The organism is Cupriavidus sp. LA-1 (assembly GCF_055385985.1).
In genome coordinates this window covers 3610594-3630904 of sequence record NZ_AP031387.1, presented here as the reverse complement: position 1 = coordinate 3630904, position 20311 = coordinate 3610594, and the positions used below count along the sequence as shown (strand labels likewise).

General features: G+C 67.0%; 18 protein-coding genes and 2 riboswitches. Of the genes, 14 read left to right on the top strand and 4 right to left on the bottom strand.

The annotated features are described in order from the left end of the window. Window positions 1-149 precede the first annotated feature (149 nt). On the top strand, window positions 150-1091 hold the full coding sequence (locus ACZ5MJ_RS16965; protein WP_464220907.1) for a Kdo hydroxylase family protein: 942 nt from the start codon (window positions 150-152) through the stop codon (window positions 1089-1091). Between the two features lie 214 nt (window positions 1092-1305). Then, window positions 1306-2985, top strand: coding sequence for a GMC family oxidoreductase (locus tag ACZ5MJ_RS16960; RefSeq protein WP_464220905.1), 1680 nt, complete (start codon window positions 1306-1308; stop codon window positions 2983-2985). Window positions 2986-3000: 15 nt separating this feature from the next. Here ACZ5MJ_RS16960 and ACZ5MJ_RS16955 read toward each other — a convergent pair whose 3' ends face one another. Beyond that, window positions 3001-4662: an acyl-CoA dehydrogenase family protein gene (locus ACZ5MJ_RS16955; protein WP_464220903.1), complete on the bottom strand. Its 1662-nt coding sequence runs from the start codon at window positions 4660-4662 to the stop codon at window positions 3001-3003. A 200-nt stretch (window positions 4663-4862) separates the two neighbouring features. After that, a riboswitch (TPP riboswitch) is annotated at window positions 4863-4964 on the top strand. Between the two features lie 101 nt (window positions 4965-5065). On the opposite strand from ACZ5MJ_RS16955, the gene thiC reads away from it, so the two are divergent. The 6 genes from thiC to ACZ5MJ_RS16925 all read left to right on the top strand — a co-directional run bounded on the left by thiC (window position 5066) and on the right by ACZ5MJ_RS16925 (window position 11115). Then, entirely contained in the window at window positions 5066-6946 is a 1881-nt protein-coding gene (gene thiC / locus ACZ5MJ_RS16950) for a phosphomethylpyrimidine synthase ThiC (protein ID WP_464220901.1), read from the top strand. A gap of 136 nt (window positions 6947-7082) precedes the next feature. Beyond that, complete coding sequence (locus ACZ5MJ_RS16945; protein ID WP_464220899.1) at window positions 7083-8276, top strand: FAD-dependent oxidoreductase; 1194 nt, start codon at window positions 7083-7085, stop codon at window positions 8274-8276. Between the two features lie 10 nt (window positions 8277-8286). Continuing rightward, complete coding sequence (gene thiS, locus ACZ5MJ_RS16940) at window positions 8287-8484, top strand: sulfur carrier protein ThiS (protein WP_432260333.1); 198 nt, start codon at window positions 8287-8289, stop codon at window positions 8482-8484. A gap of 3 nt (window positions 8485-8487) precedes the next feature. After that, window positions 8488-9324, top strand: coding sequence for a thiazole synthase (locus tag ACZ5MJ_RS16935; protein ID WP_432258995.1), 837 nt, complete (start codon window positions 8488-8490; stop codon window positions 9322-9324). Further along, window positions 9321-10457: a thiamine phosphate synthase gene (locus ACZ5MJ_RS16930; protein WP_464220896.1), complete on the top strand. Its 1137-nt coding sequence runs from the start codon at window positions 9321-9323 to the stop codon at window positions 10455-10457. Before ACZ5MJ_RS16935 ends, ACZ5MJ_RS16930 begins: the two co-directional genes overlap by 4 nt. Window positions 10458-10662: 205 nt before the next feature. Then, window positions 10663-11115, top strand: a complete 453-nt coding sequence (locus ACZ5MJ_RS16925; RefSeq protein ID WP_464220894.1) for a PaaI family thioesterase — start codon at window positions 10663-10665, stop codon at window positions 11113-11115. A gap of 21 nt (window positions 11116-11136) precedes the next feature. On the opposite strand, the gene ACZ5MJ_RS16920 is transcribed toward ACZ5MJ_RS16925, so the two are convergent. Together ACZ5MJ_RS16920 and thiD are read right to left on the bottom strand one after the other, a co-directional pair. Beyond that, entirely contained in the window at window positions 11137-11571 is a 435-nt protein-coding gene (locus ACZ5MJ_RS16920; RefSeq protein ID WP_464220893.1) for a PGDYG domain-containing protein, read from the bottom strand. Between the two features lie 5 nt (window positions 11572-11576). Continuing rightward, window positions 11577-12404, bottom strand: a complete 828-nt coding sequence (thiD, locus tag ACZ5MJ_RS16915; protein WP_464220892.1) for a bifunctional hydroxymethylpyrimidine kinase/phosphomethylpyrimidine kinase — start codon at window positions 12402-12404, stop codon at window positions 11577-11579. Between the two features lie 1307 nt (window positions 12405-13711). Between thiD and ltrA the strand changes: the two genes are divergently transcribed. The 6 genes from ltrA (at window position 13712) to ACZ5MJ_RS16885 (ending at window position 19664) form a co-directional block, all read left to right on the top strand. After that, a complete protein-coding gene (ltrA, locus tag ACZ5MJ_RS16910) occupies window positions 13712-15424 on the top strand; it encodes a group II intron reverse transcriptase/maturase (protein ID WP_464220890.1) in 1713 nt (570 codons plus the stop codon). Between the two features lie 77 nt (window positions 15425-15501). Then, window positions 15502-15617: riboswitch (S-adenosyl-L-homocysteine riboswitch) on the top strand. A gap of 121 nt (window positions 15618-15738) precedes the next feature. After that, window positions 15739-17157, top strand: a complete 1419-nt coding sequence (gene ahcY / locus ACZ5MJ_RS16905; protein ID WP_464220889.1) for an adenosylhomocysteinase — start codon at window positions 15739-15741, stop codon at window positions 17155-17157. 70 nt (window positions 17158-17227) lie between these two features. Beyond that, a complete protein-coding gene (locus tag ACZ5MJ_RS16900; protein ID WP_432259001.1) occupies window positions 17228-17578 on the top strand; it encodes a phage holin family protein in 351 nt (116 codons plus the stop codon). A gap of 61 nt (window positions 17579-17639) precedes the next feature. After that, complete coding sequence (gene metF, locus ACZ5MJ_RS16895; protein ID WP_464220887.1) at window positions 17640-18470, top strand: methylenetetrahydrofolate reductase [NAD(P)H]; 831 nt, start codon at window positions 17640-17642, stop codon at window positions 18468-18470. 9 nt (window positions 18471-18479) lie between these two features. Further along, window positions 18480-18839 (top strand): TfoX/Sxy family protein, encoded by a 360-nt coding sequence (locus ACZ5MJ_RS16890; RefSeq protein ID WP_464220885.1) that lies wholly within the window; start codon window positions 18480-18482, stop codon window positions 18837-18839. A 51-nt stretch (window positions 18840-18890) separates the two neighbouring features. Further along, window positions 18891-19664 carry a Mut7-C RNAse domain-containing protein gene (locus ACZ5MJ_RS16885; protein ID WP_464220883.1) on the top strand — a complete coding sequence of 258 codons (774 nt, stop codon included), beginning with the start codon at window positions 18891-18893 and terminating at the stop codon, window positions 19662-19664. Here ACZ5MJ_RS16885 and ACZ5MJ_RS16880 read toward each other — a convergent pair. Then, window positions 19642-20226, bottom strand: coding sequence for a 5-formyltetrahydrofolate cyclo-ligase (locus ACZ5MJ_RS16880; protein WP_464220882.1), 585 nt, complete (start codon window positions 20224-20226; stop codon window positions 19642-19644). The genes ACZ5MJ_RS16885 and ACZ5MJ_RS16880 overlap by 23 nt on opposite strands. Between the last annotated feature and the right edge of the window lie 85 nt (window positions 20227-20311).

Genomic DNA, 20311 nt, shown 5'->3' with positions numbered 1-20311 from the left:
CGCGGGGTTTTTTCATGCGGGTTTGATCCTGGTCCAGTCGCCGCGTGACGCCGGCGCCACGGCTGGCGGCAGGGAGTAAAATCCCGCCATTCCCAGCCGCCACGCCGGCGGCCGACCCCAAACACTGGTGACCGTTTCCAGAGGATGCCATGTCCGAAGCGCCTGTCCTTGCCCCGTCGACCTCAGCCCAGCCTGGCGCCGCCGGCCAACTCAACCTGATCCGTCCGCAGCCCTATACGGACTGGGCTCCCCAGGTCACGGCCGAAGAACGTGCCACGCTGCGCCGCGAACTGGAGCAGGGAGCCGTGCTGTACTTCCCGCACCTGAATTTCCGCTTCCAGCCGGGCGAAGAGCGCTTCCTGGACAGTCGCTATTCGGACGGCAAGTCCAAGAACATCAACCTGCGCGCCGACGACACCGCGGTGCGCGGTGCGCAGGGCAGCCCGCAGGACCTGGCGGACCTGTACACGCTGATCCGCCGCTACGCCGACAACAGCGAGGCGCTGGTGAGCACGCTGTTCCCGGAATATACCCCGCACATGACGCGCGCCGGCACGTCGCTGCGGCCCAGCGAGATCGCCGGGCGCCCGGTCAGCTGGCGCAAGGACGATACCCGCCTGCACGTGGACTCGTTCCCGTCCAACCCGATGCTGGGCAAGCGCCTGTTGCGCGTGTTCCACAATATCGACCCGGCCGCACCGCGCGTGTGGCGCGTGGGCGAGCCGTTCGGCGATTTTGCACGGAAGTTCGTGCCCAAGACCCATGGCATGTGGCCGGGGCAGGCGTCGCTGATGAAGCTGCTGCATATCACCAAGCGCAAGCGCTCGGAATACGATCACCGCATGCTGCAGCTGCACGACCTGGCCAAGGCCGACCTGGATTACCAGGCCAACGTGCCGCAGCAGGAATTCCAGTTCCCGCCGGGTTCGACCTGGATCGTCTTCAGCGACCAGTTGCTGCATGCCGCCATGCGCGGGCGCGCGATGATGGAGCAGACCATCTACCTGGCGCCGCAGGCGATTTCCGACCACACCCACTCGCCCGAGGCCGTGCTGTCGCGCATGCTCGGACGGCCGATGCTGGTGTCCTGACCAGCGCAGGAGCAGCCGCAGCCGGGTTGCGCCCGAGCACACGCGGCCCGTCCGACGTGCTTGCGCGCGTGCCTTGCCGCCGTCCTTCTCCACCCCTCCGGCTAACGTCTACACTGAATCTCACGGCTTGCCATCCGCTGGACGGACAAGGGCGGGCGCACCGGCGCAGCCCGGCTCACGCATGCGCGCCGCCTGCGGACTCGCGGGGAGACAGATGGAAACCACCTATGACTACGTCATCGTCGGTGCGGGCTCGGCGGGCTGTGCGCTGGCGGGGCGGCTTGCCGACAGCGGCGACGACGCCATCGCGCTGGTCGAGGCCGGGCACCACGATCACCATGTGCTGATACGCACACCCGCCGGGATGGCCGCGTTGCTGCCGCGTGCCGGGGCCCGCAACTATGGCTTCCAGACGGTGCCGCAGCCGGGCCTGAACGGCCGCCGCGGCTACCAGCCGCGCGGGCGCGGCCTGGGCGGCAGTTCTTCGATCAACGCCATGATCTACACCCGCGGCCGCCCCGCCGACTACGACGCCTGGGCCGACGCCGGCTGCGACGGCTGGTCATGGGACGACGTGCTGCCTTACTTCCGCCGCGCGGAATGCAATGAACGCCTGGCCGGCAGCGACGACGACCCGCTGCACGGCGGCAACGGTCCGCTCCATGTCAGCGACCTGCGCACCCCCAACCCCTTTGCCGAACGCTTTATCGAAGCCGCGCAGCAGGCCGGCTTTCCGCGCAACGACGACTTCAACGGCGAAGAGCAGGAAGGCGTGGGCTGGTACCAGGTCACGCAACATGCCGGCGAGCGCTGGAATGCCGCGCGCGCCTACCTGCACGGCGGCAACGTGCGCGACCGCGCCTGCAATGGCGGCCGTGCGCGGCTGCACGTGCTGACCGACACGCAGGCGCTGCGCATTGTCTTTGAGGGCCGCCACGCAGCCGGTGTGCGGGTGGTGCGGGATGGCCGCCAGCAACTGCTGCGCGCGCGCCGCGACGTGATCGTGTGCGCGGGCACGTTCGGCTCGCCGCAGTTGCTGATGGTTTCGGGGGTCGGCCCTGCCGCGCTACTGCGCGAGCAAGGCATCGGCGTGGTGCACGACCTGCCCGGCGTGGGCGCCAACCTGCAGGACCATCTCGACATCGTGCTGCACAAGCGCACCGCCGTGCCCGAGCTGTTCGGGGTGTCGTTCGGCGGCCTCGCGCGGCTGGTGTCCGAAATGCTGCGCTACCGGCGCGAGCGCACCGGCATGCTGTCGAGCAATTTTGCCGAGGCGGGCGGCTTCCTGCGCAGCCGGCCGGAACTGCCCGAGCCTGACCTGCAGCTGCATTTCGTGGTCGGCATCGATGACGACCACATGCGCCGGCTGAACTCCGGCCACGGCTATGGATGCCATGTCTGCCTGCTGCGCCCGCGCAGCCGTGGCGAGGTGCGACTGGCCTCGGCCGATATCCGGCGTGCGCCGCTGATCGATCCGAAGTACCTGAGCGATATGCGCGACCTGGGCGATCTGGTGGCCGGTGTGCGCATCGTGCGCAGCATCCTGTCGCAGCCGCAACTGGCATGCTTCGGCGGGCGCGAGCTCTATTCGGCCGGCCTGCGCGCCGACGGCAGCGACGATGCAGCCGTGCGCGAGCTGATCCGCGAGCACGCCGATACCATCTATCACCCGGTCGGTACCTGCCGCATGGGCATGGATGCGATGGCGGTGGTGGACCCGCAGCTGCGCGTGCGCGGCGTTGAGGGCCTGCGCGTGGTCGACGCGTCAGTGATGCCGACCCTGATCGGCGGCAACACCAATGCACCCGCGATCATGATCGGCGAGCGCGCGCACGACCTGATCCGCTATGCGCCGCGCGTGATGCTGCGCGTGCTGGAATCGATGGAGGCTTGACGGGAGGTGTGAGCCCTAGCCTTCGAAGCCGCGCGAGAACACCCGCTTGAGCACATCGGCATCCGCATCCAGCGTGCCGAAGACGCGCCCATGCTGCCGCCCCAGCCGGCTGGCGACGAACAGCTCCGCACTCTCGGTATCGGCATGCGCCAGCATCAGCGCGGCCTGCGCGGTCAGCACCAGTCCCTGCGCAAAGCGGCGCGCGTTGGCTTCCAGCAGTTCGGGGGGCTCGCGCAGCAATGCCTGCAGCGAGGCCAGTTCCGCGCGCACCGCCGGATGGCCGCCGGCGCGGCGCGACAGGTCCTGCAGCAAGCGCGCGGCATCGTCCGGATTGCGCTGGATCGCGCGCAGCACGTCCAGGCACATGATGTTGCCCGAGCCTTCCCAGATCGAATTGACCGGCGCCTCGCGATACAGCCGCGCCATCGGGCCTTCTTCGACGTAACCGTTGCCGCCCCAGACTTCCATCGCTTCGCCGGTGGCTTCCAGCGTGCGCTTGCAGACCCAGAACTTGGCCGCGGGCGTGACCACGCGCTTCCAGGCCGCCGCGAGCGGATCGTCCTCGGCATGCTCGAAGGCATGGCCCAGCTCCATCATCAGCAGCGTGGCGGCTTCGGATTCCAGCGCCAGGTCGGCCAGCACATTGCGCATCAGTGGCTGGTCGGCCAGCAGGCGTCCGAAGGCGCTGCGGTGGCGCGTATGGTGCAGCGCCTGCACAAAGGCCGCGCGCAGGATCGCGGCGCTGCCGATCACGCAGTCGAGCCGCGTGCTGGTGGCCATCTCGATGATGGTGGGGATGCCGCGGCCTTCCTCGCCGATCAGGATGCCGGTGGCATCGCGGAACTCGACCTCGCTGCTGGCGTTGGAGCGGTTGCCGAGCTTGTCCTTCAGGCGCTGGATCTGCACCGCGTTCCTGCTGCCGTCGTCGCGAAAGCGCGGCACGAAGAAGCACGACAGCGGGCCGTCTTCGGCGCCCATGCGCGCGACCACCAGGTGCGCATCGCACATCGGCGCGGAGAAGAACCACTTGTGGCCGGTCAGCGCATATTCCGCGCCGCGGCCTTCGCCGCCCACCGCGCGCGCCACGGTGGTGTTGGCGCGCACGTCCGATCCGCCCTGCTTCTCGGTCATGCCCATGCCGATCATGATCGCGGTCTTGCTGCGCCACGGCAGGTCGCGCGCATCATGCTCGGTGGCATACAGGCGCGGCTCCAGCTCGGCAAACAGCGCCGTTTCCTTGCGCAGCACGGGGATGCTGGCAAAGGTCATGGTCGGCGGGCACAGCGAGCCGGATTCCACCTGTGCCTGCAGGAAATACCCAGCCGTGCGCGCCGCCCATGCGCCCGCGCGCGGCTGCGCGAAGGGCAGGGCCTGAAGCTGCTGGCTGCGCAACAGGCCCAGCAGCGCGTGCCAGCTCGGGTGAAAGTCCACTACGTCGATGCGCTCGCCGGTGCGGCTGTGGGTGTGCAGTTCTGGCGTGAAGTGGTTGGCGTCGGCCGCCCATTGCTGCACTTCAGGCTCGCCCAGCCGCGCGCCGAACTGCCCGAGCGCGTCGGCATGCCAGCCGCCGGCAAGGCGTTCCAGCGCGGCGCGCACGGCGCGGTCGCAGCCAAACAGGTTGTAGTGGGCGAGATCCGGCACCTGGTTGAAAACGCGGTGCGTGGCGGCGTCGGTCATGATGTCTCCTGGATCGGTGCTTGCCGTTTGCTTGCATGGTAGATCACGTACCCGGTGTTTGAGTGCACGGTCGTCCCCTTGTTGGCGATTTTGCGGCGCAGCATGCGCGATTCGATACCTTTTCGCACAGGTGTGGCACCACAATCGGCAGGGAACTGGCACTGGCGCCCGCCGGCACCTTGTGCTTAAATTCACCCCGTTGGATGAAACAGGGGTGCCGTACGGATGGGCCGTGCGGCTGAGAGAGTCCCTTCGAACCCGATCCGGCTAGTACCGGCGTGGGAAGTTTCACAAGACCAAGTCTCCAGTCCCTCCGGGACTCGCCGCCCCAGGCTTCAGGCCCCAGGCAGCGCTCACAAGGCTCCTGGTTTCGTCCACCCCCGCAAGAGAGAGGACGACACCCATGGCCCGTACTGCCCCCGCTGCATCCTTCGAATCGCTTGAAAGCGACCTCGACCAGAAATTCGCCTATCCGGCTTCCAGCAAGACCTACCTGACCGGCAGCCGCCCAGATATCCGCGTACCGCTGCGGACCATCCTGCAGACCTCGACGCGCACCGAGAAGGGCGACATGCCCAATCCGCCGATCCCGGTGTACGACACCTCGGGCCCCTACAGTGACCCGGACGTGCATATCGACCTGAAGGCCGGCCTGCCGGCGCTGCGCGCCAAGTGGATCGAAGAGCGCGGCGACACCGAGGTGCTGTCCGGCCTGTCGTCGGAATACGGCCGCGACCGTGCCAACGACCCCGCCACCGCGCACCTGCGCTTTGCCCAGCTGACCAACCCGCGCCGCGCCAAGGCCGGCGCCAATGTGTCGCAGATGCACTATGCGCGCCGCGGCATCATCACGCCGGAAATGGAATACGTGGCCCTGCGCGAATCGCTGAACCTGCAGGCGCTGTACGACAAGCCCGAATACAAGGCGCTGCTGCGCCAGCACCCCGGCAACGCGCTCGGTGCCGGCCTGCCGCTGCGTCCGGAAGACATCACGCCGGAATTCGTGCGCCAGGAGATTGCCTCGGGCCGCGCCATCATTCCCGCCAACATCAACCACACCGAGCTGGAGCCGATGGCGATCGGGCGCAATTTCCGCGTCAAGATCAACGGCAACCTGGGCAACTCGGCGGTGACCTCGTCGCTGGCCGAGGAAGTGGAAAAGATGGTGTGGTCGATCCGCTGGGGCGCCGACACCATCATGGACCTGTCCACCGGCAAGCACATCCACGAAACCCGCGAATGGATCCTGCGCAACTCGCCGGTGCCCATCGGCACGGTGCCGATCTACCAGGCGCTGGACAAGACCGGCGGCATCGCCGAGGACCTGACCTGGGAGATGTTCCGCGACACGCTGATCGAGCAGGCCGAGCAGGGCGTCGACTACTTCACCATCCACGCCGGCGTGCTGCTGCGCTATGTGCCGCTGACCGCCGACCGTGTCACGGGCATCGTTTCGCGCGGCGGTTCGATCATGGCCAAGTGGTGCCTGGCGCACCACAAGGAAAACTTCCTGTACACGCACTTCGACGAGATCTGCGAGATCATGAAGGCCTATGACGTGTCGTTCAGCCTCGGCGACGGCCTGCGTCCGGGCTGCATCGCGGATTCCAACGACGACGCCCAGTTCGGCGAACTGCGCACTTTGGGCGAGCTGACCGCCAAGGCGTGGCAGCACGACGTGCAGGTGATGATCGAAGGCCCGGGCCACGTGCCGCTGCAGCGCATCCAGGCCAACATGGACGAAGAACTCAAGCATTGCTACGAGGCACCGTTCTATACGCTGGGACCGCTGGTAACGGACATCGCTCCCGGCTACGACCACATCACCAGCGGCATCGGCGCGGCCAATATCGGCTGGATGGGCACCGCCATGTTGTGTTACGTCACGCCCAAGGAGCACCTGGGCCTGCCGGACAAGGAAGATGTGCGCGAAGGCATCATCACCTACAAGATCGCCGCCCACGCCGCTGACCTGGCCAAGGGCTGGCCGGGCGCGCAGCTGCGCGACAACGCACTGTCCAAGGCACGCTTCGAGTTCCGCTGGGAAGACCAGTTCAACCTGGGCCTCGATCCGGAACGCGCGCGTTCGTACCACGATGCCACGCTGCCGGCCGAAGGCGCCAAGATCGCCCACTTCTGCTCGATGTGCGGGCCGAAGTTCTGCTCGATGAAGATCACGCAGGAAGTGCGCGACTATGCGGCATCGCTGCCCAAGGAAGCGCAGCAGGGCATGGAAGAGAAGTCGATCGAGTTCCTGAAGAAGGGCAGCAAGATCTACTCGTAAGGCAGTGACAGGCAGTACGGGCATGGCTTCGCAACCCATGCCCGCGCATGATCCGCCGCCGCGCTGCGCCCCGCGCGGCGGCACCGACATAGGAGGCCGGACGCGGCCGCATGGCGCGTCCGGCACAACACCCCTCATGACAGCAGTGCAGTCGTTTGACGTCGCCATCCTCGGGGCCGGTCTTGCCGGCCGCCTGGCCGCCTGGCAACTGGTCCGCAGCGGCGCCCGCGTGGCGCTGGTGGAGCGGGCCGGCCCGGACGGCGCGGGCTCGGCCGCCTATGTGGCCGCCGCCATGCTGGCGCCGCTGGCCGAGTCGGCCATTGCCGAGCGCCGCATCGTCGACCTGGGCATTGCCAGCGTCGACCTGTGGCGCGCGTGGCTGGCCGAGTTGGCGGAGCCGGTCTTCTTCCAGGAAGACGGCACGCTGGTGGTCTGGCATGCGCGCGACCGCGCCGAGATGTCGCTGTTCACCAGCCGCGTGCGTGCCGTGGCACCGCCGGAGCTGGTGGCGCAGCGGCTGTGCGCGCTCGACGCGAAGGGCGTGGGCGAGGTCGAACCCGCGCTCACGGGCCGCTTCCCGCAGGGCCTGCTGCTGGCCGGCGAAGGCCAGCTCGACAACCGCGGCGCGCTGCGCGCGCTGCTGTCGTGCGCGGTCAGCGAAGGCGTGCATTGCGTCTGGGAGGCCGGCGAAGTCGACGCCCGCTCGCTGCCCCAGCTCGGCATCCGTGCCGACGTGGTACTGGACTGCCGCGGCCTGGGCGCGCGCGCGGCCTGGCCTGTGCAGCCCGGCGGCACCCGGCCGGGTCTGCGTGGCCTGCGCGGCGAAGTGGTGCGCGTGCACGCCCCCGACGTCAAGCTGCACCGGCCGGTACGGCTGCTGCATCCGCGCTATCCGATCTATATCGCGCCCAAGCCCAACGACCTGTACGTGATCGGCGCCACCGAGCTGGAAAGCGAGGACGAGTCGCCGATGAGCGTGCGCTCCGCGCTGGAGCTGCTGTCGGCGGCGCATTCGCTGCATCCCGCCTTCGGCGAGGCGCGCGTGCTGGAACTGAACGTGCAGCGCCGCCCGACGCGCCCCGACCACCTGCCCGCGATCCGCGTGGACCAGCGCGCGCGCGTGGTGCGCGTCAACGGGCTGTACCGGCATGGCTTCCTGATCGCGCCGGCAGTGACCGAGGCCGCCTGCGCGGTGGTCGGTGCGCTGCTCAGGGGCGATCCCGCGGCCCATGCGGTGCCGGCCGCGCTGCGCTGGCCCGGCATGATCGAAGCCGTGACCGATGCGCCCGCCACCACAGCCATGGCCGCGCCTGGCGGGCTGCTGCACTAACGTGAACGACATGGATATCCTGCTCAACGGCCGACCGCTAGCCCTTGCCGATTCCGCCACGCTGGCGGACGCGGTGAGCGCGGCGCAGATCGCGCCCCCCTTTGCCGCGGCGGTCAACGGCCAGTTCGTGCCGCGCGGCGCCCACGCCAACACCCCCCTTGCGGCCGGCGACCGCATCGACCTCGTGCAACCCGTGACGGGAGGCTGACCCATGACCTTCGAACCCTCCGAAACCTTGCGCGACCCGTTCGTGCTGTATGGCGAGTCGTTCGGCTCGCGCCTGCTGCTGGGCACCGCGCGCTACCCGTCCCCGGCCACGCTGGAGGCGGCCGTGCAGGCGTCGAAGCCCGCCATGATCACCGTCGCGCTGCGCCGCCAGGGCGCGGTCGGCGATGGCGAGGGCGGCCAGGCCTTCTGGCAGATGCTCAGGGCCATGGACGTGCCGGTGCTGCCCAATACCGCCGGCTGCTTTACCGCGCAGGAGGTGATCACCACCGCGATGATGGCACGCGAGGTCTTCGAAACGCCGTGGATCAAGCTCGAGCTGATCGGCGACGACTACACGCTGCAGCCCGATACGCTGAACCTGCCGGCCGTGGCCGAGACCCTGATCAAGGAAGGCTTCAAGGTGCTGCCGTACTGCACCGAGGACCTGGTGCTGTGCCGCCGCCTGCTCGACGTGGGCTGCCAGGCGCTGATGCCGTGGGCCGCCCCGATCGGGACCGGCCGCGGCGCGGTCAACCCGCACGCGATGCGCGTGCTGCGCGAACGCCTGCCCGACACGCCGCTGATCGTCGATGCCGGCCTGGGCCTGCCGTCGCACGCGGCGCAGGTACTGGAGTGGGGCTACGACGGCGTGCTGCTCAACACCGCGGTGGCGCAGGCTGCCTACCCGGTCAACATGGCACGCGCCTTTGCGCAGGCCGTGGAAGCCGGCCGCACCGCCTACCTGGCCGGGCCGATGCCCGAGCGCGAGGTCGCGCAGGCCAGCACGCCTGTCGTCGGCATGCCGTTCTGGCACGCCGACAACACGGAGCAGCGCGCATGACCCGCCGCGCGGTGCATGCCGCCAGCGACGGCCCGCTGCGCCAGGCGGTGCTGGAACATTATGGCGAGACCTTTGGCGTCGATGACAAGCCGTGGCAGGCCTGGCGCCTGGCCGACGCGCCGGCGCAACCCGGCGCCCACGATGTGCTGCTGTCCGACGGCGAAGCCGACGAAGCCGTGATCGCGCGCGTTGCCGCCGCGGGCGCCACGCTGATCGAGACCGACCGCGAGGGCGGCCGGTGGATCGACACCGTGCGCTCGCCGATGGGCACGTGGGTCTTCTCTGTGGCCGCCGACACCGGCCAGCCGCATTCGCCCGCTTTTGTCGCGGTGCTGCTGGCCTGCCTGTCGCTGCATTTCCCGGCGCACGACGCGCTGTGCCTGGCACGCGCCTGGGAGCCGGGCTCGGCCGACTGGCCGTCCGACTTCGCGCGCTTCCCGCATGTGCGGCACGCCGCGCTGGTGGCGCCCGAGCAGGCTGCGGCGCCGTTCGCGCCGTGCCCCGCGCTGGGCCTGTATGTGGTGGTGCCGAGCGCCGAATGGATCGAGCGCCTGGCGCCGCTGAACGTGCCGACGGTGCAGCTGCGCTTCAAGTCCGACGACCCGGCCGCGGTGCGCGCCGAGATCGCACGCGCGGCGAAGGCCATGCAGGGCTCGTCTTCGCGCCTGTTCATCAACGACCACTGGCAGGCCGCGATCGATCACCGCGCCGCCACCGGCGGCGAGCAGAGCGGCATCTACGGCATCCACCTCGGCCAGGAAGACCTGGACGATGCCGACCTCGATGCGATCCGCGCGTCGGGGCTGCGGCTGGGTGTTTCCACCCACGGCTATGCCGAAATGGTGCGGGTGGCCGCGATCCGCCCCAGCTACCTGGCGCTGGGCGCGATCTTCCCGACCACCACCAAGGTGATGCCGACCCAGCCGCAAGGCATGGGCCGTTTCCGCGCCTATGTGAAGCTGATGCAGCCGGTGATCCCGTCGCTGGTGGGCATCGGCGGCGTCAACGCCGCCAATATGCGCGAGGTGCTGGCCGTCGGCGTCGGCAGTGCCGCCGTGGTGCGGGCGGTGACCGAGGCAGGCGACGTGCCGGCCGCGGTGGCGCATCTGGTCAGTTTGTTTCCGGTCGGCTGAGCTGTCACAGGTTCTCTGACCCTGCGGTTTGCTCTCCTCTCCCGCAAGCGGGCGAGGGGAGCCTGGTTCGCACGGCGTTGGCTACGGCTGGCTGGCTTGCATAGCCAAGATTTGTGCGACATTCGCCCAGCCGCGGAAACCGAACCGGACCCCGTCGCTATGATGTCGGGCAGCATTCCCCGCCAATCACCCAGCATCGCCCACCATGTCCAGCCAGCCCGTCCCCGAAATCATCCCCGCCGCACCCGGCACGCCGGAGAAGCCCTACTTTGGCATCGACATTCCGCTGATGCGATATTTTGGCCTGCAGCCGGTGCATATCGAGGAAGGCCTGTGCCGTACGCGCTTGCCGGCGCATCCGTCGCTGGTGAACAGCCGCGGCGATGTGCACGGCGGCACGCTGATGGCGACGCTGGACTTCACGCTGAGCGGCGCCGCACGCTCGCATGCGCCGCTGGACACCGGCGTGATCACCATCGACATGTCCACGCATTTCCTGGCGGCCGCGCGCGGCGAGCTGACGCTGGAGGCGCGCTGCCTGCGCCGTGGCGCGCGCATTGCATTCTGCGAGGGCGAGGTCAAGGATGCGGCCGGCACCGTGGTGTGCGTGGCGCGGGCCGCGTTCAAGCTGGTGCCGCTTTCCGCCGGCGGCAACTGATCCCGGCGTTGGCCGGGCCGCTCAGTCCTGCAGCGGCCGGTACACCTGCTCGAAGCGCGCGCGCTCGGTGATGCCATAGTCGCCGGGCGCGTATTGCATCAGCCAGTCGCCCGGCTTGCCGTGCAGCACGTCGCCGCCGGCGCTGCGCGCGATGCTGAAGGCCTCGTGCATCTCGCGCGCCAGTACCGGGATCGGCTTGTTGCGGTAGGCGCCGTCCTGGCCGTGCGCCAGCGGCGGCACCGCTTCGTACTTGGGGTCGAAGCGGTCGCGCGACACGCACCAGCGGTCACCGCCGCGGCTGGTGACCAGCGCATCGCCGGGCTGGTAGCGGTTGGGCCCCTCCCGGCTGATCAGCTCGCCGGGCCCGGTGGCGAACACCACGTCGACGACTTCATGCTTGAGGTAGAACGCGGCAGCCGGGTCGCTGCGCAGGTCGATATCGGTCAGCATCGTCATCTCCGTCACCCCAGCGCGCGCGGCGCGAAAAAATGGTTCAGCGGCCCGTTGCCAGCGCCCAGCCGCAGCCCCGCGCCCGCCGCGATGGCCTGCGCCACATAGTCCAGCGCGGTGGCCACGGCTGCCTCCAGCGCATCGCCGCGCGCCAGTTGCGCGGCAATCGCGGCGGCCAGCGTGCAGCCGGTGCCGTGCAGGTTGCGGGTATCGACACGCGGGTGCGTGAACACGCGCACGCTGCCGTCGGCCAGCATCAGCAGGTCGTCCAGGCCGCCGGCACCGGTGTCGTCTTCAAGGTGGCCGCCCTTGAGCAGCACGGCGGGGCAGCCCATGGCGATCAGGTCGGCGGCGGCCTGCTCCATCCCGGCGCGGCGCGCGATCCTGCGCCCCAGCAGGTACGAGGCTTCGGGCAGGTTGGGGGTGACCAGCAGCGCGCGCGGGAACAGCAGCCGCACCATGGCCTGCGTGGTGGCGTCGTCGGACAGCGTCGCGCCCGAGGTCGAGATCATCACCGGATCCACCACCAGCTTGCGGATGCCGTGCCGGTCCGCCGCCGCGGCCACGGCCTCGACGATGGCGGCGGTGCCCAGCATGCCGGTCTTGGCCGCGTCTACGCCGATATCGCCGGCCACGGCATCGATCTGCGCGGCCACCATGTCGGCGGGAATGGCGTGCACGCCGGTCACGCCCTGCGTGTTCTGCGCGGTGATGGCGGTGATGGCGCTCATGCCGAAGCAGCCCAGCGCGGAAAAGGTCTTCAGGTCGGCCTGGATGCCGGCGCCGCCGCCGGAGTCGGAGCCGGCGATGGTCAGGGTGCGGGGTGGCGTTGGGATCATCTGTGCAGGAATCGGAGGGATCCGGTGCGCAAGGCGCCCGGGCACGCTACAATACCGCCACTCGTGCGACACGGCGCGCTCCGTGAAGAGGTCAGGCCCTCTATAACACCCTGAACCCAAGCTTGGTAACGCCGTATATCAAGGCAGCTATTGGGATTAACGGCAGAAAGCGAAACACCGTTCAGCGCAAGTCATGACGGTGAACCGGCAGTATTTTAGCTGGTTATGTAAGCCTTAAAACCCCTTCTGGGGTATCGACCTCTATCGATTCCGTGACGATTGCCTTGGCAGTTGTTGCGCAGAATCGACATCTCGCGACTATCCCCCTCTTCAGTTGGGGGTGTCAGATCGGACCACAGTACCGGTCCCGGTCTGGCCTGCAATCTGCTGAACCACAAATCAGCCACTGCCCGAAGGCGGAAGTTCGCCTATGGGCGAGCTTCCATGCGCGTTCATCCCTGCGATGAAAGTTCAATATGCCCAAGGGGCGAATGGTCCGCCATTCGTCAGGCGCTCGCTTGCCCAGGAGCACTACAAGGTCGTCACGATGAGGTCGGGAGCGCAAGCTCTACGCGTTATGGTTCGACCTGAGCACTGCCGTGAGGCAGCCTTGGATAGAGAACCTGCTATGCGACTAGCAGTAGCCTAGGGAGACGTGCGTCACTGGTAACGGTGGGGTGCGAAGCTCTCCTGACAATGTATCCCCCCGACGTCTGGGTATTAGTGAGCCGCGAGGCTGACTGGTAGAGACTCCGAGCAGCAATGGGGTTGAGGGGCTAGGCTGGCCGGTATGGGCAACATAAGTGAATCGCTATTAAACACCGTGAGTATTACGGTGCCTAAGCTGCTGACAGGCACTAACCAAATGGTACGTGGTCGGATATCCCGCTGAGTGGTCGGGATACGTCGTCAATAGACCACCGGTGAAGAGGCGGGTCCTAACCCGGTCGTGTAACGTGTAGGGAACGTGGTAAGCCCGTATGGCTGCCGGGGCGCAGTACGGCTCAGGCAGGCGGACCGCAAGGAACGCTGTTGGCTGTGCGGGTATGGGAGGTTGGAAAAAGCGAACGCCGGGGGTAATGCCCCGGATAGAGGCTCGTTCCTCACGCGAAAGCGGGCAGACTTCCAACTGGTCGATCGTCGCAGGACGGCTGTCAGACCTCTACAACTTGAGGTGAAAGACGACCTTCGGGTCATCCGACACCAATCAATGACCCCCCGCGCGGGAGCGCAGTTTTTCTCCCGCGAGGGGGAAAGCTGTGTCCTCGCGTCTGGGATCGTTTGATCTTTCAGAACAGGAGAGCAGCATGAAAGTATTGATCGGCGGTACAGATCGATCTGCGCTTTCCGGCAGACCGCAAGCATGGGGCGATATTGATTGGCGCCGCGTCGAACGGAATGTCAGGGGAATGCAGTTTCGAATTGCGAAGGCAACGCAGGAAGGCAAATGGCGCAGGGTCAAGGCCCTGCAACGGATGCTGACCCGCTCGTTCGCGGCCAAGGCATCGGCAGTGCGACGGGTGACGGAAAACCGAGGCAAGCGGACACATGGCGTGGACCGCGAGTTATGGGACTCACCTGAAGTTCGATGGGAAGCCATCGGACGGTTGAAGCGTCGGGGGTACCGACCCATGCCATTACGGCGGGTCTTCATCCCCAAAGCCAACGGAAAGGAGCGCCCGCTGGGCATCCCGACTATGTTGGACCGAGCCATGCAGGCGCTGTACCTGCTGGCGTTGGAACCGGTGTCCGAAGGCACGAGCGATCCGAACTCTTACGGGTTCCGGATCAATCGGTCCACGGCGGACGCCATGTCCCAGCTATTCGTGTCCCTCTCCCAGAAGGCCTCGGCCCAATGGGTACTGGAGGCGGATATTCGAGGATGTTTTGACCATATCAGTCACGCGTGGCTGGAGCGCAATGTCCCTATGGACACGGCAATCCTGCGCAAATGGCTGAAAGCTGGCGTGGTATTTCAGGGCCAGTTTCAGGAGACTGAAGCCGGAACACCACAGGGAGGCATCATTTCCCCGACTCTGGCAAACGTGGCACTCAACGGGCTGGAACGACAACTGATAGCGTTTCTACAAACGACATTGGGCGTCAACCGCACGAAGAAGCTGAAAGTGAATGTTGTGCGCTATGCGGACGACTTCGTGATCACCGGCGACACGCCGGAGCTGTTAGAGAACGAAGTGAAGCCGTGGGTGGAGCAGTTCCTTGCCGTTCGAGGGCTGTCGCTGTCCACGGAGAAAACGCGGATCGTCAATATCGCGGAAGGTTTTGACTTTCTGGGGTGGAACTTCCGGAAGTACTCGGGACGACTGCTCATCAAGCCGAGCAAGAAGAACGCCCAGGCGTTCTATCGCAAGGTGAAAGAGGTCATTGCCGGCCACAAGACGGAGAAGCAGGAGGAATTGATCCGACTGCTGAACCCGATGCTACGAGGTTGGGCGCAGTATCACAGCCCGGTGGTTGCGAAAGCGATGTTCAGCAAGCTGGAGCGTTTGATTTTCAACGCACTATGGCGCTGGGCGAAACGGCGACATCGAGGGAAGAACGCTGAATGGGTGCGGAAGAAGTACTTCGCCTCGGACGGTGAACGACACTGGGTGTTTGGTACTCGTGTAGTGGAAGTGAACGGCAGTATCAGCTGGTGGGAGTTGTACGCGCTCTCGCGCAGGCCCATCCAGCGGCACAAGAAAATCAAGGGGGACTACAACCCCTTTGACCCGGACCAGGAAAGGTATGGTGAGACCTTGCGACAGGAACGCTTGTTGAAAAACATGGCGCACCGGAAGCAATGGATCAAGCTGTACATGTCCCAGAAAGGCTTGTGTGCGATGTGTCGGTGCAAGATCACCAAGGAGACGGGATGGGAAGACCATCACATCGAGTACCAGATGTACGGTGGCTCGGACGCTCTGGGGAATCGCGTGCTGCTGCATCCGAACTGTCATAAGCAGGTCCACAGCCGCAAGTTGACTGTTGCGAAACCGGTGTTTGAAGAAACACTTTGAAAGGCTTGAGCCGTATGCGAGGAAACTCGCACGTACGGTTCTTAGGGGGGAGTGGACCAGAAATGGTACACTCCTACCCTCCCGAGGAGCGTTGCAACGGATGGAGGCCTGCGAAGCACATCGCGCGGCCGGCGGCACAGCCGCCCCATGCCATCCGCCAGGCTCGGACTGTCTTCAACGGCGCTCGCTGATCCGTGGTCCGCACGGAGGCGAGTCGACCTATCCGCGTGCTTTGCATGTGCCCCCGGGCCATGCCACAGCTGCCAGATTCCCGTACTCGTCATCTGCGTGCCACTCTTCACCGGGAGTGAAACATGAACGCTGTGACCGACCTGAAGCAAGACTACCTCGTCGCCGACATCAAGCTGGCCGGCTGGGGCCGCAAGGAAATCGCCATTGCCGAGACCGAAATGCCCGGCCTGATGGCGATCCGCGACGAATTTGCCGCCGCGCAGCCGCTCAAGGGTGCGCGCATCGCCGGCTCGCTGCACATGACGATCCAGACCGCCGTGCTGATCGAGACGCTCAAGGCACTGGGCGCCGACGTGCGCTGGGCCTCGTGCAACATCTTCTCGACCCAGGACCATGCCGCCGCCGCGATCGCAGCCGGCGGCACGCCCGTGTTCGCCTTCAAGGGTGAATCGCTGAAGGAATACTGGGACTTCACGCACCGCATCTTCGACTGGGCGGACGGCGGCACCCCCAACATGATCCTGGACGACGGCGGCGACGCCACGCTGCTGCTGCACCTGGGCGCGCGCGCCGAGAAGGACGCTTCGCTCATCGCCAACCCGGGCAGCGAGGAAGAAACCTACCTGTTCGCCGCCATCAAGGAAAAGCTGGCCAGGGACCCGAGCTGGTACAGCCGCAACCTGGAAGCCATCCGCGGCGTGACCGAGGAAACCACCACCGGCGTGCACCGCCTGTACCAGATGGCTCAAAAGGGTGAGCTCCGTTTTCCGGCCATCAACGTCAACGACTCGGTGACCAAGAGCAAGTTCGACAACCTGTACGGCTGCCGCGAGTCGCTGGTGGACGGCATCAAGCGCGCCACCGACGTGATGATCGCCGGCAAGGTCGCGATCGTCGCGGGCTACGGCGACGTGGGCAAGGGCAGTGCACAAGCGCTGCGTGCGCTGTCGGCGCAGGTGTGGGTGACCGAGATCGACCCGATCTGCGCGCTGCAGGCCGCGATGGAAGGCTACCGCGTGGTGACCATGGACTACGCCGCCGAGCATGGCGATATCTTCGTCACCTGCACCGGCAACTACCATGTCATCACCCATGACCACATGGCAAAGATGAAGGACCAGGCCATCGTCTGCAATATCGGCCACTTCGACAACGAGATCGACATCGCCTCGATCGAGAAGTACGAGTGGGACGAGATCAAGCCGCAGGTCGACCATGTGAAGTTCCCGGATGGCAAGAAGCTGATCATCCTGGCCAAGGGCCGCCTGGTGAACCTGGGCTGCGCCACCGGCCACCCGTCGTACGTGATGAGCAGCTCGTTCGCCAACCAGACCATCGCCCAGATCGAACTCTGGCAGGAACGCGACAGCGGCAAGTACCCGGTCGGCGTCTACACCCTGCCCAAGCACCTGGACGAGAAGGTGGCACGCCTGCAGCTGCGCAAGCTGAACGCGCAGCTGACCGAGCTGACCGAACAGCAGGCCGCGTATATCGGCGTGAAGAAGGAAGGCCCGTACAAGGCCGACCACTACCGCTACTGATCCGCGCGGGAAGGCAGGACTCTCCTCTCCCGCTTGCGGGAGAGGGGGAAACCACATTCAAGGAACCGTCATGAGACTACTGGTCGTCTGGGTCATCAACGCCGTTGCGCTGTTCGTGCTGCCGTACCTCGTGCCGTCGATCCACATCAAGAGCTTCGGCTCGGCGATGCTGGCGGCGCTGGTGCTGGGCCTGGTCAATACGCTGATCCGTCCGATCCTGGTGATCCTGACGCTGCCGGTCACGCTGCTGACGCTGGGGCTGTTTATCTTCGTCATCAACGCGCTGCTGTTCCTGTTCGTCGGCAACCTGCTGTCGGGCTTTACCGTCGTCGGCTTCTGGGCGGCCCTGCTGGGCTCCATCCTGTACAGCGTGATCTCGTGGCTGCTTGCCAGCCTGCTGCTGGGCGAACGCACCGCCTGAAGCCGGCTGCTTCACCACGGATCCCATCTCGCGCGCCGCGCCAACGCGGCGCGCCACCATCATGCAAGACCGCTACTTCAGCTTTGAATTCTTCCCGCCCAAGACGGCGGAGGGCACGGAGAAACTGCGCAACACGCGTGCGCAGCTGGCCCCGCTCAAGCCCAAGTACATCTCGGTGACGTTCGGCGCCGGCGGCACCACGCAGCAGGGCACGCTGGACGCGGTGCTGGAAATCCAGCGCGAAGGCATCGAGGCCGCGCCGCACCTGTCGTGCGTCGGCTCGTCGCGCGAGAGCATCCGCGCCGTCCTGCAGCAGTACCGCGACGGCGGCATCCGCCATATCGTCGCGCTGCGCGGCGACATGCCCTCGGGCATGGGCGAGATCGGCGAGTTCCGCTACGCCAACGAACTGGTCGAGTTCATCCGGGCCGAAACCGGCGACTGGTTCAATATCGAAGTCGCGGCTTACCCCGAGTACCACCCGCAGGCCAAGTCCCCGCGCCACGACCTGGACAACTTCGTGCGCAAGGTCAAGGCCGGCGCCGACTCCGCCATCACGCAGTACTTCTACAATGCCGACGCCTACTTCCGCTTTGTCGACGACGTGCGCGCGCTGGGCGTGGAGGTGCCGATCGTGCCGGGCATCATGCCGATCACCAACTACTCGCAGCTGATGCGCTTCTCCGAGATGTGCGGCGCCGAAGTGCCGCGCTGGGTGGCCAAGCGGCTGGAGAGCTTCGGCGACGACCGCGAATCCATCCGCGCCTTCGGCCTGGACGTGGTCACCGCCTTGTGCGAGCGGCTGCTGGCCGCCGGCGTGCCGGGGCTGCATTTCTATACGCTCAACGCGGCCGGCGCGACCAAGGCGATCTGGCAGCGGCTGAAGCTGTAAGAACCCACCATGGCCACGCGCCGCCCGGATCCCTTCATCGAACACCTGCTCGAGCTGATGGGGCCGCTGGCGGCGCGCATCGGCCCCGTGACGGCCAGGCGGATGTTCGGTGGCCATGGGCTGTTCTATGACGGGCTGATGTTCGCGCTGGTGTCGGGCGGCACCTGCTACCTGAAGGCGGATGACGCCACGCTCGGCAAGTTCGAGGCCGAGGGCAGCGAGCCTTTCCGCTACCAGTCGGCGAAGCGCGAGGTCACCATGCGCCACTACCTGAGCCTGCCGCCGGCTGCGCTGGAATCGCCCGGGGCGATGACGCCGTGGGCCAGGCTGGCGGTGGAGGCGGCGCTGCGGCTGGGGAATGCGGGCTGAGGCAGGCTTGCACTATCGCGCCAATCCGCCGACGGTGCCATACTCGGCACCATGGTCACCGCCACCTTCCGCTTCTACGAGGAACTGAACGACTTCCTCGCGCCGGACCAGCGCCGGCGTGACCTGTCCTGCGCCTGCGCGCGCGCCGCCACGGTCAAGCACATGATCGAGGCGCTGGGCGTGCCGCATACCGAAGTCGAACTGATCCTGGTCAATGGCGAGTCGTCCGGCTTCGAGCGGCGGCTGCGCGATGGCGACCGGGTCTCGGTCTATCCCAAGTTCGAACGGCTCGACGTGTCCCCGCTGCTGCGGGTACGCGGGCAGCCGCTGCGGGTGATGCACTTTGTCGCCGATGCCCACCTGGGCGGGCTGGCGCACCTGCTGCGCATGACCGGCTTCGACACCCTCTACGACAACCATTTCGAAGACAGCGAGATCGAGCGCATTGCCGTCGACGAGGGCCGCATCGTGCTGACGCGCGACCGCGAGCTGCTCAAGCGCCGCGGCATCACCCACGGCTGCTATGTGCGGGCGATCAAATCGCAGCTGCAGGTGCGCGAGATCTTTGCGCGGCTGGACCTGGCGCGCAGCGCGCGGCCGTTTTCGTTATGCCTGGACTGCAATGCGCCGCTGCGGGCGCTGGATGCGGCGGGCGCGGCGGGGCGCGTGCCGCCAGGGGTGCTGGAGCGCCATCGCAGCTTTGCCACCTGCGACCGGTGCCGGCGCGTGTTCTGGGAGGGATCGCACTGGCGCTGCATGCGTGCGCTGGTGGATGAGCTGGTGCGCGGCGCCGGGGCAGACCCTAAAACGCCCCCGACTCGGTGACGATCCACTCCATTGCGATGTCGTGCGCCTGCGCCTGCAACGGTACGCGGCAGGCCTCGTAGCCAATCCCGATCGCCAGCGGCCGCGGCGCCAGGGCCGCCAGGGTGCGGTCGTAGAAGCCGCCGCCGTAGCCCAGGCGGAACTTGTCCGGGCTGAAACCGACACAGGGTATGAGCAGCGCATCCGGCGTCGCGGCCTCGGTGCCGTCGGGCACCGGGATGCCGTAGTGGCCGGTGGCCATGGGCGTGTCCGGGGTCCACAGGTGGAAATCCAGCGGCGCGCCCGGGCGGCTGACCGCGGGCAGCGCGGCATGCCGGCCGGGCTCGGCGGCAAGCCACTGCGCGACCGCGCCGCGCGCGTCGAATTCCTGCTGGATCGGCCAGTAGAAGCCCAGGCAGCGCACGGCCAGGCCGGCCAGCAACTCGGACAGCGAGGCGGCGATGCGCGCGTCGGCTTCGGCACGCGCGGGCAGGGCGGCGCGTTGCGCCAGCAACTGCGTGCGCAGTGCGCGGCGGCCGTTGTCGGCAGGGGCAGGCGGTGCGGTGGCGGGTGTAGAAGACATGGCGTGGGATAATGACCCTCGTCCGAACCAACACGGACGGCGGAGCCGCGGCTGGGCACAGGTTGCAAGCGCCAGCGCCGCCGTC